This window comes from Nitrosomonas europaea (assembly GCF_900167395.1).
GTDB lineage: Bacteria > Pseudomonadota > Gammaproteobacteria > Burkholderiales > Nitrosomonadaceae > Nitrosomonas > Nitrosomonas europaea.
Map to the genome: position 1 here is coordinate 1 of NZ_FUWK01000022.1, position 15,831 is coordinate 15,831.

Consider the following 15,831-nt stretch of genomic DNA (forward strand, 5'->3'; position numbering starts at 1 on the left):
CTACACGGTTCTTGATATTGGGCTTACGTCGGTTTGCATCTATCAGAGCTTCAACACCTCCTGTTTCCACAGCTGCCTGATAGCGATAGAAAGTATCGCGAGAAAAACCCATCACCTTACAGGCACGGGATACATTGCCAAGCTCAGCTGCCAGATTAAGCAAGCCAATCTTGTGTTTAATGATTTTATGATGAACACTGCTCATGGGATTACTCCTTTACGCTTTCGCGTTTGGTTGATAAAGATTCGCACCTCTATCAAACCGGGTAATCCCACCTCTTGGCAAGACCTGCTGTCAGATCAAATCTGAACTACTACACCTGATGGTGTGAATCCATATCATCAGGAGATTTTCTTTTCAAGGCACCAATAAGCAGATCGTGTAACACACATCAAATCTCTTCAGCACTCCACCGTTGTCAGCATCGTAACTTCAGGAATTTCAGGATTTACTCAGTGACATCACCATAATACTTTTCCCCGATCCGTATTTTTTCTCTGCCATGCTCCACTCGCCATTTGTTGGTATCTCGCAACGAATAAGCGCAGCCACAGTATTCCTGCATATAGAATTTCTCCCGTTTGCTGATTTCCAGCATGCGCGCAGAACCTCCTTTTTTGCGCCAGTTATACGTCCAATAAGTGATCCCCGGATATTGCGCTGCTGCTCTGACACCACTGTCGTTGATCTGATCCATGTTTTTCCAGCGGGAAATACCCAGCGAGCTGGAAATGACATCGAATCCGTTTTCATAGGCATATAAAGCCGTACGCTCAAACCGCATGTCGAAACACATGGTGCAACGGATTCCGCGTTCAGGTTCCATTTCCATTCCCTTTGCCCGTTTGAACCAGTCATCCATGTCATAATCAGCATCGATAAACGGGATACCATGCTTCTCGGCAAAACGGATATTTTCATCCTTGCGTAAATCGTATTCCTTGCGCGGATGGATATTCGGGTTGTAAAAAAAGATGGAAAAATCGATTCCGGAAGCAACGATGGCTTCCATGACTTCACCCGAACAGGGTGCGCAGCAGGAGTGCAGCAGTAACTTTTTACCGTTCTCCGGCAGTTCCAGTTTTTCACGTTCCATTTTCAATTTACCCGCAACACAGTTATTCATTGATTTTCAACCTTCTTCCGACTTATCCGGGACAGGCTTTCACTCCGGCATCCGGTTTTTCCAGACAATCCACAACACTATTATAGACCCGGGAGTCTGTAAAACTCCCTGATGATAGAATCGACAGAAAACCATCATAGAACTTCAATCAGAAGATCATGTTCACTTCATTGAGACTGACCCACTTCAAAGCCTGGCAAGACACCGGCATGATTACGCTGAAACCAGTTACCGTTTTGCTGGGCACCAATTCATCAGGTAAATCCTCACTTATCCAGAGCCTGCTGCTGTTGAAACAAACGGTGCAATCTCCGGATCGTTCGATCCACCTCAACCTGGGTGGAGATGAAATCAGTGATTTGTTCGATTTTGGCCATTTCGATGAGGTAATAAAACACGGTACATCTTCTCCGCGCGAGTTCTCGATCACATTTACCTTCCGGACTGCCGGACAATCACGAATAAACAGCGGCGAGTTTTCCTGCGGCTATCGGCAAACGGCAACTGGCGTCACTGCGATTCAGGAACTGGTATTGTCCGCTGCTGAACATCGTTTCCGCGCGATACGGCGAGAAAAGGGAAGCTACGCAATCTTCACTGATGATGAAACCCGACCGCGCGCCAAAGGCGAGCAGCTTGCACCGGAGCGTTCCGTTGCACTCCCCGCCGCCGCCATCGTCGCGCTGGGCAGCGCTGGCGCTCTCGCTGAAGATATTAGTCTTGCCATCCGGCGCGAACTGGAAAATATCTGCTATCTGGGCCCGCTTCGACGCAAACCGGAACGTGATTACGTATGGAACAAAACGACTCCCGGTCAGATCGAGAGTGACGGTCACCGTGCCATGGATATACTGCTCTCCAGTGTACTGATCAAAAATGACAAACAGAATGAAATTCTGGATGAGGTTTCCTTCTGGCTGAACAGAATGAAAGTGGCAGAGAGGCTGGAAATCCGGCAGGTGGGCCGCTCCGCCCGCTACGAAATCGTGGTGCATCAGGGTGGAACCATCACCAATCTGCGTGATGTCGGCATGGGTGTAGCGCTGGTGCTGCCGGTACTGGTGGCAGGCTATTTTGCTCCGGCAGGCAGTACCGTCATCCTGGAAGAACCCGAAGTGCATCTTCACCCGCTGGCACAAGCGGTACTGGCCGAATTTTTCGTGGCACTGAGCCGTTCACGCCGCATCCAGTTCATCGTGGAAACCCATTCGGAACATCTGTTCCGCCGCATGCAAACACTGATTGCGCGCAAAAACACCTCCGTCGAACAAATTGCCCTGCTATTTGTGGAAAGTGCTGCGGGGAATGCGGCATTGCGCAGGCTGGAAGTCGATGAATTCGGCCGGGTGAGCAACTGGCCGCAATACTTCTTTGGCGATGCACTGGGTGAAACACGCGAACAGGCGCGATTGATGCACACTCGCCATCAGGAGCAGCACAGAAAATGAAACCGCGTTATGTGGTGGACACCAATGTGCTGATCACCGCCAGTGTGGCTGATCCGGTTGCCCCAAAGGACATCGACGCGACACCGCAGGATCCTGCACTCAGATTTCGGGTGTGGCAATGGCTGGTCGAATTTGAAAGCAGTCCGGCACGACTGGTGCTCGATTCCGCCGGTAAAATCAAGGAAGAATACGATCGCAAGCTCGGATTCAACGATTACGGTATTCAGGTCGTAATCCACAAATGGAGCATGGCGGCAGTGGATAATGTGGATGTGCAATACGATACGGACGGCCATGCTGTGCTGCCACCGCCGCTGGATTCAGTGGTCCACGATCTGGCCGACCGGAAAATGGTTGCCGCTGCACTGGAAGCGCAAAAATGCCACGGCGAGAGTGCGATCGCCTTCGCCGGTGATACTGACTGGCATGACTGGGAACAAACGCTGATACAAGCGGGGCTTTCTATCGAACCCATTATTGAAGGCTGGTCACGCGCAAAACATGCAGAGAAAGCACACAGAAAACAAAACCATGACTGATTTTTTCCGTTTCCCCAATACTCCTCACCTGCTCTGGCTGGGACAAGGCCAGCCCAGAGATGACAAGATTCTATCCGATGCCGAAATAGCGGCCTTGCTGCAGGATGAAGTGCTGATCGAGGAAAAACTGGATGGCGCCAACCTGGGCATTTCGCTGGATGAACATGGCGAGCTGCGCGCCCAGAATCGCGGCCAGTATCTGCCACAACCTTTTTCCGGCCAGTTTTCCCGCCTGAACAGCTGGCTGGGCCAGCACGGAGAAATCCTCAAACACACTCTGACACCGGAGATGATTCTATTCGGCGAATGGTGTGCCGCCCGGCATTCGCTCGACTATAACAAGCTGCCTGACTGGTTTCTGTTGTTCGACGTTTACGACCGGGAAGCAGGCAAGTTCTGGAGTGTGGAGCGGCGCAACCAGCTCGCTCAGAAATTGAATATCACCACCGTACCGCTGCTCAAACGCACAAAGATAACGTGCAACCAGCTCGTCCAGCTGCTCGATGATGCACAAAGCCGTTACCGCAGTGGCAAGGTCGAAGGTATCGTCATTCGCTGTGATTCGCCTCTCTGGTGTGAAAGCCGGGCGAAACTGGTCAACCGGGAATTTGTTCAGGCTATCGAGGATCACTGGCGCAGCCGGTCAATCGAGTGGAATCTGGTGCACGCCGGATCAGTAAAACGCTCATGACGGCCATCGGCCTTGTGTGATGATAAAAACCGGGGTCAGCTATCGGGGAGAATGATGTGTCGGATTTGAAAGATCCAAGAGTGCTGTTTGCTGCCGAACGGACCTTACTTGCCTGGAACCGGACCAGTTTGTCTCTCATTGCATTTGGATTCGTGGTGGAACGTGCAGGCAAACTGGTACGTGCCATTTCGCCCGGAATCATCGGCCCGGACCAGCTGGCAGCCATGTTCTGGCTGGGTCTGGCATTCATTGTTCTGGGTGCCATTACCTCAGTCTATTCTGCCCGCCAGTACGCGGTTATTCTTAAAACACTGACACCAGATGAATTCCCGCCCGGTTATGCGGCAAAATGGGGGCTGCTGGTCAATCTGGCAGTAGCAATACTCGGGCTGATACTGGCCCTGGCACTCTGGTGGTGGCGTTTACATTAACCATCCATGTCCAGCATTCGCACCGTGATCATCCTGTTTATCCTTGCCGGGTTCGTCCGGATCACAGGAAAGTGGAGCAACCCGTTTGCGCCCCCGGCCAGAACATAGCTGTTTCTTAACCGGCCGGCGCTGACAAGCGGGCGCATCACGGGTATGCTACTTCCGCGCACTGCAAACCGGCGATGCCTCCAGGATGGTGCCGGCGAGCGAGACAAAACACGATTTTCGGCTCTACACCCCCGGTCACACACTTTGTGCTCTTGCCTGCTGCATCGTCGAGTCAAGCTGCCGGCCTTATTCATTTTGAAGCTCATTGCACCAGATTTAATCCACTTCGCTCAACGCAATTCCCAAAGCCCTGGCAACGCCTTCACCATAAGCACGATCCGCCTTCAGACAGTTGGTGATATGCCGAATCTGAATTTCCCGTGGTGCCTCTCCAATGGAACGAGCGGTATTGTCAAATAGCACTTGTTGCTGCGAGGAATTCATGAGCCGGAATAAATTACCCGGCTGAATATAGTAATCCTCGTCTACTCGGTGATTCCAATGTGCAGCCGCGCCTTCCAGCGTTAACGGAGGTTCTGCATATTCAGGCTGCTGCTGCCATTCCTGGTAACTATTGGGCTCGTATCCCAGGGTACTACCCTGATTGCCATCAACCCGCATGGCGCCGTCACGATGATAATGATGGAAAGGGCAGCGGGGGGCGTTAACCGGGATCTGATAATGATTGACACCCAGGCGGTAACGCTGCGCATCCCCATAGGAAAACAAGCGCCCCTGCAACATTTTGTCTGGTGAAAAACTGATTCCCGGCACGACACTGGCTGGATTGAACGCAGCCTGCTCGACCTCAGCAAAGTAATTCTCCGGATTGCGATTCAATTCCATCACACCAACTTCGATCAGCGGATAGTCTTTGTGCGGCCAGACTTTGGTCAGGTCAAACGGATTATAGGGAAGACTGGCTGCATCGCTTTCCGGCATGATCTGCACAAATAATGTCCAGCGCGGGAATTCACCATTTTCAATGCTTTCGTACAGGTCACGCTGATGACTTTCCCGATCCTTGCCGACCAGTGCTTCCGCCTCGGCATCGGTCAGGTTTTTGATACCCTGCTGTGTTCTGAAATGAAATTTCACCCAGTAACGTTCCTGTCGGGCATTGATGAAACTGAAAGTATGGCTGCCGAAACCGTGCATGTGCCGATAGGTTGCAGGCAGACCGCGGTCACTCATGACGATGGTAATCTGATGCAATGCTTCAGGAAGCAGCGTCCAGAAATCCCAGTTGTTGCGCGCACTGCGCAAATTGGTTCGTGGATCGCGTTTGACGGCATGATTGAGATCCGGAAATTTCAGCGGATCACGCAGAAAAAATACCGGCGTATTGTTGCCAACCAGATCCCAGTTACCTTCTTCAGTATAAAACTTGATGGCAAAACCGCGAATGTCACGCTCTGCATCGGCAGCGCCCCGTTCTCCCGCCACCGTGGAAAAGCGAACGAACAGGTCGGTTTTTTTCCCGATCTGAGAAAAAATATTTGCCCGCGTGTAACGAGTGATATCGTGCGTCACTGTAAAGGTACCGTAGGCACCGGATCCCTTAGCGTGCATCCGCCGCTCCGGGATCACTTCACGATCGAAATGAGCAAGTTTCTCGAGAAACCAGATATCCTGTAGCAACATCGGGCCGCGCGGACCGGCAGTCATGACATTCTGATTATCCGCTACGGGTGCACCGGCACTGGTGGTCAGCTTCTTTTTGGCATCATCCATTTTCACTCTCCTTCAAGTAGTAATGTTCATACCCCTCTTTTCACCTTTCTTTCCAGTGTGTATTTACTCCCCCCCTTTGTTCTCACCGAAAGCTGATTTACTTACTATCCGGCGGAACCGTCTGATTGCGAAAAACACGATGGTCACGATGACCGGTATCGCGATACCGGTCATCAGTTCGATATCGATATTCAGCCCTGCCGCCTTGGCGGCTTTCAGCCCGTAACCGGTAATACCGAGCAGGTAGTAACTCAGTACGACCACTGACAGGCCCTCCACTGTCTCTTGCAGACGCAGTTGCAGATACGCCCGGGTATCCATCGACCTGAGCAGATCCCGGATTTGCGATTCCATCGAGATATCCACCCGGGTGCGCAGCATCGAAGTCGCCCGTTCTACACGTAGTGATAGTGTTTCAAGTTTGGACCAGACCAGATCAAAGGTACTCATGGCTGAGGTAACCCGCTGTTTTCTGAATTCGTACAACATCTGCAGTCCCTCGATACGCTCTTCACGCAATTCTGTGATTCGCTGCTGCATGATCGTGTGATATGTCTGCGATGCACTGAAACGATGACTGGACTGAGCAGAGATTCTTTCGATTTCTGTAGCCAATGCAGTCAGTTTTACCAGTAGCAGCTGTTCATCTTCGATAGAGTTGGGCGCGATATTGGTTGATATCAGCTCTGTCAGTTGATCGCCATATCTTTCCAGCTGGGGAATGATTTCGCGCGTCATGGTCATCGGCAGAATCGCCAGCATACGATAAGTCTCGATCTCGAGCAGACGCTGTACCAGCCTGCCAACCTGGCGGCTGCGCAAGTTATCATCATGAATCAGAAAACGGGTAAATCCATCCGGATGAATCTGGTTATCACTCCAGACACTGGCGCTCCCTGCCGAAACCTTGGAGCCGATCACCGTGTTCGAGGAAAACAGGGAGGACAGCTCACTCATGCTGCGGCTGGGGCGCCTGCGGTCTTCCAGTGCAATATGCGTAGCGACCAGCACTTCTCCTGGCAGTTTCTCCAGCCATTCCGGAGGAACATGGGCGATGGCAGGCTGAGCAAAAGGTACCTCGAACGGGCCTTCACTATAGAAAGTATAAGTGGAATATTCCGTATGCCGTTCCCAACGCAATTGAAAACCACCCAGTTCGACACTCAACTGATCGAAGGCGCCATTGAGCATCCGGATACCGAAATGTTCACAAATCTGGACGATCAGCTCACGCTCCCTGTTCACCCACTGTCGGTCTGAAAGCAAGACCAGATGAGAAAGCTGTAACGGGATATTGACCAGTTCATAAACATCTGCATTCAGCTCGGTATGCAGTAACCGTCGCTCGGAATACTCCGGCAGACCCAGCGGCCCGTATTTCAACAAATTGTCGGTCATAATCTGAAAAATTTTTCTAATAATTGAAAATCCGGTACTAATTCCATAAATCCAGCAACAACTTGGTTCCCAGCAAATAGAGCAAACCTGCAAAAATTTTTCTGAGTAACGCTGCCGGCAGAACATGTGCCGCTCTGGCCCCCAGCGGTGCTGTCACCGTACTCGCCAACCCCACCGTGATCAGAGCAGGCAGATAAATATAGCCCAGTGCATAATCCGGCAGCGGCTGTGTCAGCAGCAGACCATTGATGGCATAGCCCGCCGCACTGGCCAGCGCAACCGGAAACCCGACAGCGGCTGCCGTACCGATGGCATGGTGCAACCGGATCTGGCAAGCAGTGAGAAACGGTACCGTCAGTAATCCCCCGCCAATTGCCACCAGGCTGGATAACGCACCGATCACGCTGCCGGCAGCAAACATACCGGCTTTTCCCGGCAGAACATGACCCGTACCCGGCTTGAGATTGAGCCACATTTGCGTGGCTGCGAAATAGATGAACAAAACGAAAATGATACCCAATATCCGGCTCGACAACTGGCCGGCCAGAGTGGAACCAGCCAGCGCACCCGCAATGATTCCAGGCGTAATATAGCGCACGATCCACCAGTTCACGGCACCATGGGCATGGTGAGCACGCAGGCTGGAAATCGCGGTCAGGGTAATGATCGCTGTCGTCGTTCCCAGTGCGATATGCAGAATATGGTCAGCCGGAAAACCCAGAGACATGAAAACGGAAGCCAGTATCGGCACCATCAGCAGACCGCCGCCAATGCCCAGCAATCCCGCAAAGAAACCGACTGCACTCCCTGTCAGCAGGTAAACCGGCCATGCTTCCATACTTGGGATATCTCACTGGTGATTTCAGCTATCCTGATGCACAAGCATGAAAATATCAGGAACAGGCAAGTGCATGGCATCACGACTGCAGCTTTGCTTCGATGAATTTCCATTCCGATGGATCGACGGGAGTAATGGACAGCCGGTTACCTTTCTGCAGGATACGCATACCGGCCAGTTCAGGATAGCTGCGCAGCTCCCTAAGGGAAAGCAACCGGGTTTTACGAAGAAACCGGACTTCGACATTGAACCAGCGCGGATTCTCGCGCGTCGATTTTGGGTCGAAATATTTGCTGGCCGAGTCGAACTGTGTTTCATCCGGATAAGCAAGCCGTGAAACTTCGACGACGCCGGCAATACCTGGTTCGGGGCAGCTCGAATGATAGAAGAAAACCAGATCTCCAGGCTGCATCTGGTTGCGCATGAAATTACGCGCCTGATAGTTGCGCACACCATCCCAAGGTACGGTCTGCCCTGGCCGAGCAGCAAGGTCATCGATACTCACTTCCGACGGCTCTGATTTCATCAGCCAGTAACGCATATTTTTACGAATATGAATAGGGAGAGAACTGAAACTACTAAAAGAAAAGAGGGGTCCCCGCGAATGCCGTCAGGTTGTTATCTTGAACCACAGGTTCAAGAGTGGCCGCCTGTCGGCCGCATCAGGCATGCTCCACGAGAGAGTACGCACAACAGCGACCATTGACTGGCAGCCAGATACAACGAATTGGTTCAAAGAATACAAACCTTGACAAACACCGCAGGGATTAAATCTGTTGTAATTGCTCTGGCACACAATACACGCCGCGCTAAATTATTCGATTTTATTCTTATGAATTCTTATAAATGCCCTGGTCGGTAAGCGCGTCACTCACCCTGCACTCCAGCAACTCGATTCTACGCTTAAATTCATTCATGTCAAAACCACGCTGTGAACGGATACTGAGCAATTCATGGGTCATGCTGATGGCGGCGGCAATGGCAATCTGTTCCGTTCCGGCAATTTTTCCTGCAGATTTTATCTCCTGCATTTTTCTGTTGAGACAGGAAACGGCGAGCAGCAACTCTTCACGTTCTTCCCCGGGACAATGGATACGAAATTCCCGCCCCATTACGGTTACATTCAAAACAGTATCTTTGTTCACTTCAACCCTCGGGCAGATTATTCAGTAAAACCTTGAGGCGTTCGGCTGCGGTTTGCATCCGCTCGGCAAGCTGACGGTTTACCGCCTCCGCATTTTCAAGCAGACGATACAATTTGGCATTTTCCTCACGAGTTTCCTGATACAACCTGATCAGCAAGCCGATCTTGTCTTCCAGCGACTTCAATTCATCATCCATCAGCGATTCCGTTCCCACCGGCACGGAATGAAGCACTTTATCCGCTGATCATATCCGTTGCATGGCAGCACCACCACAAAGAGCACATACAACCCTTGCTGATTTTTTATCATTATCGTGACAAGATCGTGTCAACGGCCTGCGGCAGTATTTCAGGGTAATCCCGGCTGAAGTGCAGTCCGCGACTCTCGTGCCGCAGCATTGCGCTCCGAACGATCAGATCGGAAGTACACACGAGATTGCGCAGTTCGAGCAAATCACTGGTCACCCGGAAATTGGAATAGTACTCACCGATTTCCTCACTCAGCAGCCTGATGCGGTGTTGCGCCCGCTGCAAACGTTTGCTGGTACGCACGATACCTACATAATTCCACATAAAACGGCGCAACTCGTCCCAGTTATGGGAAATCACGACTTCCTCGTCGGCATCGGTCACACGGCTTTCATCCCAGTCCGGTAACAGCAGATCTGGCGCAGGAGAGCGAACCAGAATATCCTCGACCGCCGAAAGACCAGTGACCAGACATTCCAGCAAAGAATTACTGGCCAGGCGATTGGCGCCGTGCAGACCGGTATGCGCCGTTTCACCGATGGCATACAGATTGTCGAGATCAGTCCGTCCGCATTGATCGGTCATGATCCCGCCACAGGTATAGTGAGCTGCCGGGACGACCGGAATAGGCTCACGAGTGATGTCGATGCCCAGTTCCAGACAACGCTTGTAAATAGTTGGAAAATGCTGCACCAGAAAATCGGCTGGCTGGTGGGAAATGTCCAGAAATACACAATCCAGCCCGCGTTTTTTCATTTCGAAGTCGATTGCACGCGCCACGATGTCACGCGGAGCAAGTTCGGCCCGTTCATCATGCCGAAGCATGAAACGCTCACCATCGGGCAGCTTCAGTATACCCCCCTCCCCCCTCACTGCTTCAGTGATCAGAAAGGACTTGGCATGCGGATGATACAAGCAGGTGGGATGAAACTGGACAAATTCCATATTGGCAACACGGCACCCCGCACGCCACCCCATGGCAATACCATCCCCGGTAGATACATCGGGATTAGTGGTATAGAGATAAACTTTACCCGCACCGCCGGTGGCCAGAATCGTATTACGTGCCGCAATCGTGCGCACTTTTCCGGCGCGGATATCGAGCACATAAGCGCCGTAGCAGCGGTTATTTTCCCCGGCATGAGACAATTTCTCGCTGGTGATCAGATCGATTGCAATGTGGTGCTCCAGCACGGTGATATTCGGATGTTGTGCTGCCTGTCTGGTCAGTGTAAGTTGCACCACTTTACCAGTGGCATCACCAGAATGAATGATGCGACGCACACTATGACCACCCTCACGAGTCAGGTGATAACCAGTTTCATTGTGATCATCCCGCGTAAAATCGACCCCTCTGGCAATCAGCCATCTGACAGCCTGTGGACCGTTTTCCACGATATGACGGGTCATGGCTTCGTTACACAAACCTGCACCGGCGATCAGCGTATCGCGGATATGTGCCTCCGGTGAATCTTCGATCGACAGCACGGCGGCAATCCCCCCCTGCGCCCAGGCACTGGAGCTGTCATGCAATGTCCGCTTGGTCACCAGCGCGACCTTTTGGGTTTCTGCGAGATTCAGGGCAAGTGTCAGCCCGGCCAGACCGCTGCCAATGATCAGTGCATCGAAACGAAGTGGTTGCATGAATAACGTTGACTGCTCAGAAATGATGGAAGAGTGAATCTGCTTTCCGAAATTATCACATTTTTTGCCATGGTTTCGAATCCATCGCGTGCTGCCGGCATTGCCGCCGGCAAAAATACGCTAGAATACAGCAAGGTTTTTGGGGAAGCGCCGGATGATCCGGCTGACGGACACTTCCCGTCATTCAGTTTACAAATTTAACACAGGAGAGTTTCAGCATGTCGATGGCGGACCGTGACGGGGTTATCTGGTATGACGGAGAGATGGTTCCGTGGCGCAATGCCACGACCCACGTACTTACCCATACCCTGCATTATGGAATGGGTGTATTCGAAGGGTTGCGCGCCTATCAGACACCCGGGGGGCCGGCCATTTTCCGTCTGCCCGAGCATACGGAACGTCTGTTCTACTCGGCACATGTCTTCAGAATGAAAATCCCTTTTGATCAGCCCACGCTGATACAGGCACAGCTGGATGTCGTCCGGCAGAACAGGTTAACCTCCGGCTATATTCGTCCAATCGTCTTCTACGGGTCGGAAGCCATGGGATTATCCGCCAAGAACCTGTCCGTCCACGTCGCCATCGCTGCCTGGTCATGGGGAACCTACCTGGGCGCAGATGCGCTGGAAAACGGGATTCGCGTCAAAACCTCCTCGTTCACCCGCCACCACGTCAATATCAACATGTGCCGTGCCAAGTCGGTCGCCACTTATACCAACTCGATCCTGGCGCATCAGGAAGTTGCACAGGACGGCTATGAGGAAGCCTTGCTGCTGGACGTGGATGGTTATGTCGCGGAAGGTTCCGGTGAAAACATTTTCATCATCAAAAAAGGCAAGATTTACACACCTGATCTGACAGCCTGTCTGGAAGGCATCACGCGTGCATCGGTCATTCAACTGGCGCAAGAAGCCGGTATCGAGGTCATTCAGAAACGGATTACCCGTGATGAAGTCTACTGCGCGGATGAAGCCTTTTTTACCGGTACGGCAGCAGAAATCACGCCGATCCGTGAACTGGATTGTCGTATGATTGGTAACGGTAAACGCGGTCCTGTCACCGAACAACTGCAAACCGCATTTTTTGACTGCGTCAACGGCAAATCAGACAAACATGCAGATTGGCTGCATTACGCCGATTAGACGCATTATGTTTAACTGTTGAACAGATGAAATTGCCAATGAATACTTCTTCTACACCCGCTTATCCACAAGAAATCGAAATCAGCCCGGATGATTTGCCGCTGTATTGCCCGAATCCATTGATGGATGCAAGAAGTTGGCACCCGCGCGTTTTTCTCGAGATCGAAGCAACCGGCAGCGCCATGTGTCCCTACTGCAGTACGCAATATATCCTGAAAGGTACGCCAAATCCGGATCATCATCATTCATGACATGGACAGGCATCCGGCCTTCCTGCCATTCATCATTTAATCCGAACCCGGGAGTCGTCATTGCATGAGTAATATCGCACCTGAAATTTTCAAGGCTTATGACATCCGTGGCATCGTAGAAACTGCGCTGACACCAGCAACAGTAGAACTTATCGGCCACGCCATTGGCTCTGAAGCACGCGAGCGTCAGCTTACCACCATCGCGATCGGCCGCGATGGCCGCCTGTCCGGGCCGGAGCTGGCGCAGGCACTGACGAACGGCATCCGCAAAAGTGGAATCGATGTCATCGATGTGGGTATGGTCCCCACCCCGGTGCTGTACTACGCCGCACACGAATTATGCGGCTACTCGGGAGTCATGGTGACCGGCAGCCACAATCCGCCTGAATATAACGGTCTCAAAATCGTACTGGGTGGCGAAACGCTGGCGGCAGAAGCAATCCAGTCACTGCGTCTGCGTATCGAGCAAGCTAACTTCCAGCACGGACAAGGGAGTTATCGTCAGCATGACATCGTACAAAGCTATCTGCAACGAATCATCGCTGACGTCAAACTTGCCCGGCCGGTCAAGATCGTTGTTGACTGCGGCAATGGTGTCACCGGTGTGCTGGCGCCCGAACTTTATCGCCGGTTGGGCTGCGAAGTAATCGAACTGTTTTGTGAAGTCGATGGCACCTTCCCGAATCATCATCCTGATCCTTCAGTACCGGAAAATCTGCAGGATGTCATCCGGACGCTGGCTACCACCGATGCTGAAATCGGTTTTGCCTTCGACGGCGATGGTGATCGTCTGGGCGTTGTCACCAAAGACGGGAGCATCATTTATCCGGATCGCCAGCTCATGCTGTTTGCTGCCGATGTACTGTCCAGGAACCCTGGCGGTCAGATCATCTATGATGTCAAATGCACACGCACACTGGCACCCTGGATCATCCGGCATGGTGGTAAGCCAGTCATGTGGAAAACGGGGCATTCCTTCATCAAGGCCAAGCTAAAGGAAACCGGTGCATTACTGGCCGGTGAAATGAGTGGCCATATTTTTTTCAAGGAACGCTGGTACGGATTCGACGATGGTCTGTATGCCGGTACACGTCTGCTGGAATTGCTCAGCAAACAGGTTGATCCGGCTACGGTACTGCACGCCCTGCCCGATACGATCAATACGCCCGAACTGCAGATCAAGCTCAAGGAAGGAGAAAATCATGCCCTGATCGCCCAGCTTCAGCGCGATGCAGATTTTCCTGAAGCCGACCAGGTCATTACGATCGATGGCTTGCGAGTGGAATACAAAGACGGATTCGGTCTGATCCGGGCATCCAACACCACGCCGGTCGCAGTATTGCGCTTCGAGGCGGATAATCGGGCTGCGCTGGAACGCATTCAGCAGGATTTCCGCCGGGTCATCCTGCAAGCCAGGCCGGATGCAGCCCTACCCTTCTGACCGGGCATCAGCCGCTTACCGGCAGTTCTTCTTACATCTCTTTTTGCCGTGAAGATCGCGCTTGCACAGATCAACTGTACGCCAGGTGATCTGCGCGGAAATCAACTCAAAATACTGCATGCCTGCCGGCAAGCCAGGGAAGCCGGTGCTGATCTGGTCATCACTCCGGAAATGTCGCTATGCGGTTATCTCGCGGAAGACTGGCTGTTGCGCAGGGAGTTTGTACAAGCCTGCCATCAGGCGCTGACAGAGCTTACCGCACAGGTGTACGATGTTACGCTGATCGTCGGGCACCCTCACAATATGAATGGCAATCTGTTCAATGCCGTTTCCGCCGTCCGGGACGGCCGCCTGCTGGCGACACATTGCAAACAGCATTTGTTCTCTGACCGGTTACAGGATGAACGTCGTTATTTCAGCGCCGGCAACTCACTCTGCACGTTTGAATGCAGCGGTATACTTTTTGGATTGATGACCGGTTCCGATTACCGGCATGCGGCTCATCTGCAGTCACTACATGCTGCCGGTGCCCAGGTTCTGCTGGCCGTGGATGCTTCTCCCTACTCCATCGACAGCCAGATCGACCGTTATCAGATACTGCGCGAGGGGATCACACAAACCGGGCTGCCTGCTGTTTATATCAATCCGGTCGGCGGGCAGGATGAGCTGGTGTTCGATGGTGCTTCATTCGCGATGGATCACAGCGGTAAACTCGTTTGTCAGCTGCCCGCTTTTCAGGAAGCACTCGCTCTGATCGCGATTCACGGTAATCAGTCGATCTTCGGAGAATGTTCTACCTTGCCGGATCAGGCCGGGAGTATTTACACCGCGTTGCGTTTGGGTCTGCACGATTTCATCACCAAAAACAGATTGCCTGGCGTACTGATCGGTCTGTCCGGTGGTGTTGATTCTGCACTGGTACTGGCAATCGCAGTGGATGCCCTCGGTGCCGAACGAGTCAGAACCGTGATGATGCCCTCACCTTATACCGCCGATATCAGTATTCAGGATGCACAGACCATGGCAGACAACCTGGGGGTGCGCCATGCCGGGATACCGATTACCGGATTGTTCGATCAGTTCCAGCAGGCGTTACAGGCTGAGTTGCAGGCTTGCTCTGATTCCGGTACTTCGGCCACTGTAGAAAATCTGCAGGCTCGTATCCGCGGAACACTACTGATGGCACTGGCCAACCAGTCCGGCATGCTGGTGCTGCCAACGAGTAACAAATCTGAAACCGCAGTGGGTTACAGCACGTTATACGGAGATATGGCCGGCGGATTTTCGATACTCAAGGATGTCAGCAAAACACTGGTTTACCGGCTTTGCCATTATCGCAACCAGATTTCACCCATCATTCCGCAACGTATTCTGCAACGCCCGCCTTCGGCTGAGTTGCGCCCGGGCCAGATCGATCAGGACAGCCTCCCGCCGTACGATGTACTGGATGCAATCATCGAGGCGTACGTGGAAAACGATCTGTCGGCAGCAGAAATCATCGCTATGAACTATCCTGAGGAAACCGTTCGGCGCGTGCTGCGCATGATCCATTCCAGTGAATACAAACGCCGACAAGCAGCGCCCGGTATCCGGATCACCCGGCGTGATTTCGGCCGATCATGGCGATTCCCGCTGACTTCCGGGTTTCCAGATTGAGCTGCCCGGATGACATTACTGTATTCACCGGGCCAGCTGCAGGATCACAA

17 protein-coding genes and 1 other RNA gene are annotated in these 15,831 nt (G+C 52.5%); 8 read left to right on the forward strand and 10 right to left on the reverse strand.

Annotated features, from left to right (window positions below):
- Together B5D58_RS07800 and B5D58_RS07805 are read right to left on the reverse strand one after the other, a co-directional pair.
- On the reverse strand, positions 1–205 hold a 205-nt coding region (locus B5D58_RS07800; RefSeq protein WP_143779558.1), incomplete at its 3' end, for a helix-turn-helix domain-containing protein.
- Positions 206–449: 244 nt separating this feature from the next.
- Positions 450–1,127, reverse strand: coding sequence for an epoxyqueuosine reductase QueH (locus B5D58_RS07805; RefSeq protein WP_041356809.1), 678 nt, complete (start codon positions 1,125–1,127; stop codon positions 450–452).
- Between the two features lie 158 nt (positions 1,128–1,285).
- Between B5D58_RS07805 and B5D58_RS07810 the strand changes: the two genes are divergently transcribed.
- The 4 genes from B5D58_RS07810 to B5D58_RS07825 are packed head-to-tail and all read left to right on the forward strand — an operon-like array spanning position 1,286 to position 4,236.
- Positions 1,286–2,575: an AAA family ATPase gene (locus tag B5D58_RS07810; RefSeq protein WP_011112419.1), complete on the forward strand. Its 1,290-nt coding sequence runs from the start codon at positions 1,286–1,288 to the stop codon at positions 2,573–2,575.
- Positions 2,572–3,114, forward strand: a complete 543-nt coding sequence (locus tag B5D58_RS07815) for a hypothetical protein (RefSeq protein WP_011112420.1) — start codon at positions 2,572–2,574, stop codon at positions 3,112–3,114. The genes B5D58_RS07810 and B5D58_RS07815 overlap by 4 nt, the downstream gene beginning before the upstream one ends.
- The gene (locus tag B5D58_RS07820) at positions 3,107–3,805 is read left to right on the forward strand and encodes an RNA ligase family protein (protein WP_011112421.1); all 699 of its coding nucleotides are present in this window, start codon (positions 3,107–3,109) and stop codon (positions 3,803–3,805) included. Before B5D58_RS07815 ends, B5D58_RS07820 begins: the two co-directional genes overlap by 8 nt.
- Positions 3,806–3,861: 56 nt before the next feature.
- The gene (locus B5D58_RS07825; protein WP_011112422.1) at positions 3,862–4,236 is read left to right on the forward strand and encodes a YidH family protein; all 375 of its coding nucleotides are present in this window, start codon (positions 3,862–3,864) and stop codon (positions 4,234–4,236) included.
- A gap of 324 nt (positions 4,237–4,560) precedes the next feature.
- On the opposite strand, the gene B5D58_RS07830 is transcribed toward B5D58_RS07825, so the two are convergent.
- From B5D58_RS07830 to nadB, 8 genes are all read right to left on the reverse strand, one after another.
- The gene (locus tag B5D58_RS07830) at positions 4,561–6,018 is read right to left on the reverse strand and encodes a catalase (protein WP_011112423.1); all 1,458 of its coding nucleotides are present in this window, start codon (positions 6,016–6,018) and stop codon (positions 4,561–4,563) included.
- A gap of 63 nt (positions 6,019–6,081) precedes the next feature.
- Positions 6,082–7,416 carry a DUF3422 domain-containing protein gene (locus B5D58_RS07835; RefSeq protein WP_011112424.1) on the reverse strand — a complete coding sequence of 445 codons (1,335 nt, stop codon included), beginning with the start codon at positions 7,414–7,416 and terminating at the stop codon, positions 6,082–6,084.
- A 37-nt stretch (positions 7,417–7,453) separates the two neighbouring features.
- On the reverse strand, positions 7,454–8,254 hold the full coding sequence (locus B5D58_RS07840) for a sulfite exporter TauE/SafE family protein (RefSeq protein WP_011112425.1): 801 nt from the start codon (positions 8,252–8,254) through the stop codon (positions 7,454–7,456).
- 79 nt (positions 8,255–8,333) lie between these two features.
- Complete coding sequence (locus B5D58_RS07845; RefSeq protein ID WP_011112426.1) at positions 8,334–8,795, reverse strand: EVE domain-containing protein; 462 nt, start codon at positions 8,793–8,795, stop codon at positions 8,334–8,336.
- 50 nt (positions 8,796–8,845) lie between these two features.
- A non-coding RNA gene (gene ssrS / locus B5D58_RS07850) (6S RNA) lies at positions 8,846–9,024 on the reverse strand.
- A 60-nt stretch (positions 9,025–9,084) separates the two neighbouring features.
- Positions 9,085–9,399 carry a cell division protein ZapA gene (locus B5D58_RS07855; RefSeq protein ID WP_011112427.1) on the reverse strand — a complete coding sequence of 105 codons (315 nt, stop codon included), beginning with the start codon at positions 9,397–9,399 and terminating at the stop codon, positions 9,085–9,087.
- A 1-nt stretch (position 9,400) separates the two neighbouring features.
- Entirely contained in the window at positions 9,401–9,595 is a 195-nt protein-coding gene (locus tag B5D58_RS07860) for a hypothetical protein (RefSeq protein ID WP_011112428.1), read from the reverse strand.
- Between the two features lie 112 nt (positions 9,596–9,707).
- Positions 9,708–11,291 (reverse strand): L-aspartate oxidase, encoded by a 1,584-nt coding sequence (nadB, locus tag B5D58_RS07865; RefSeq protein WP_011112429.1) that lies wholly within the window; start codon positions 11,289–11,291, stop codon positions 9,708–9,710.
- A gap of 218 nt (positions 11,292–11,509) precedes the next feature.
- Here nadB and B5D58_RS07870 point away from each other — a divergent pair, with 218 nt between their 5' ends.
- From B5D58_RS07870 to B5D58_RS07885, 4 genes are all read left to right on the forward strand, one after another.
- Positions 11,510–12,433: a branched-chain amino acid transaminase gene (locus tag B5D58_RS07870; protein WP_011112430.1), complete on the forward strand. Its 924-nt coding sequence runs from the start codon at positions 11,510–11,512 to the stop codon at positions 12,431–12,433.
- A 38-nt stretch (positions 12,434–12,471) separates the two neighbouring features.
- The gene (locus B5D58_RS07875) at positions 12,472–12,684 is read left to right on the forward strand and encodes a zinc-finger domain-containing protein (RefSeq protein WP_041356810.1); all 213 of its coding nucleotides are present in this window, start codon (positions 12,472–12,474) and stop codon (positions 12,682–12,684) included.
- Positions 12,685–12,748: 64 nt separating this feature from the next.
- Positions 12,749–14,125 (forward strand): phosphomannomutase/phosphoglucomutase, encoded by a 1,377-nt coding sequence (locus B5D58_RS07880; RefSeq protein WP_011112432.1) that lies wholly within the window; start codon positions 12,749–12,751, stop codon positions 14,123–14,125.
- 48 nt (positions 14,126–14,173) lie between these two features.
- Positions 14,174–15,781 (forward strand): NAD+ synthase, encoded by a 1,608-nt coding sequence (locus tag B5D58_RS07885; RefSeq protein ID WP_011112433.1) that lies wholly within the window; start codon positions 14,174–14,176, stop codon positions 15,779–15,781.
- Positions 15,782–15,831 lie beyond the last annotated feature (50 nt).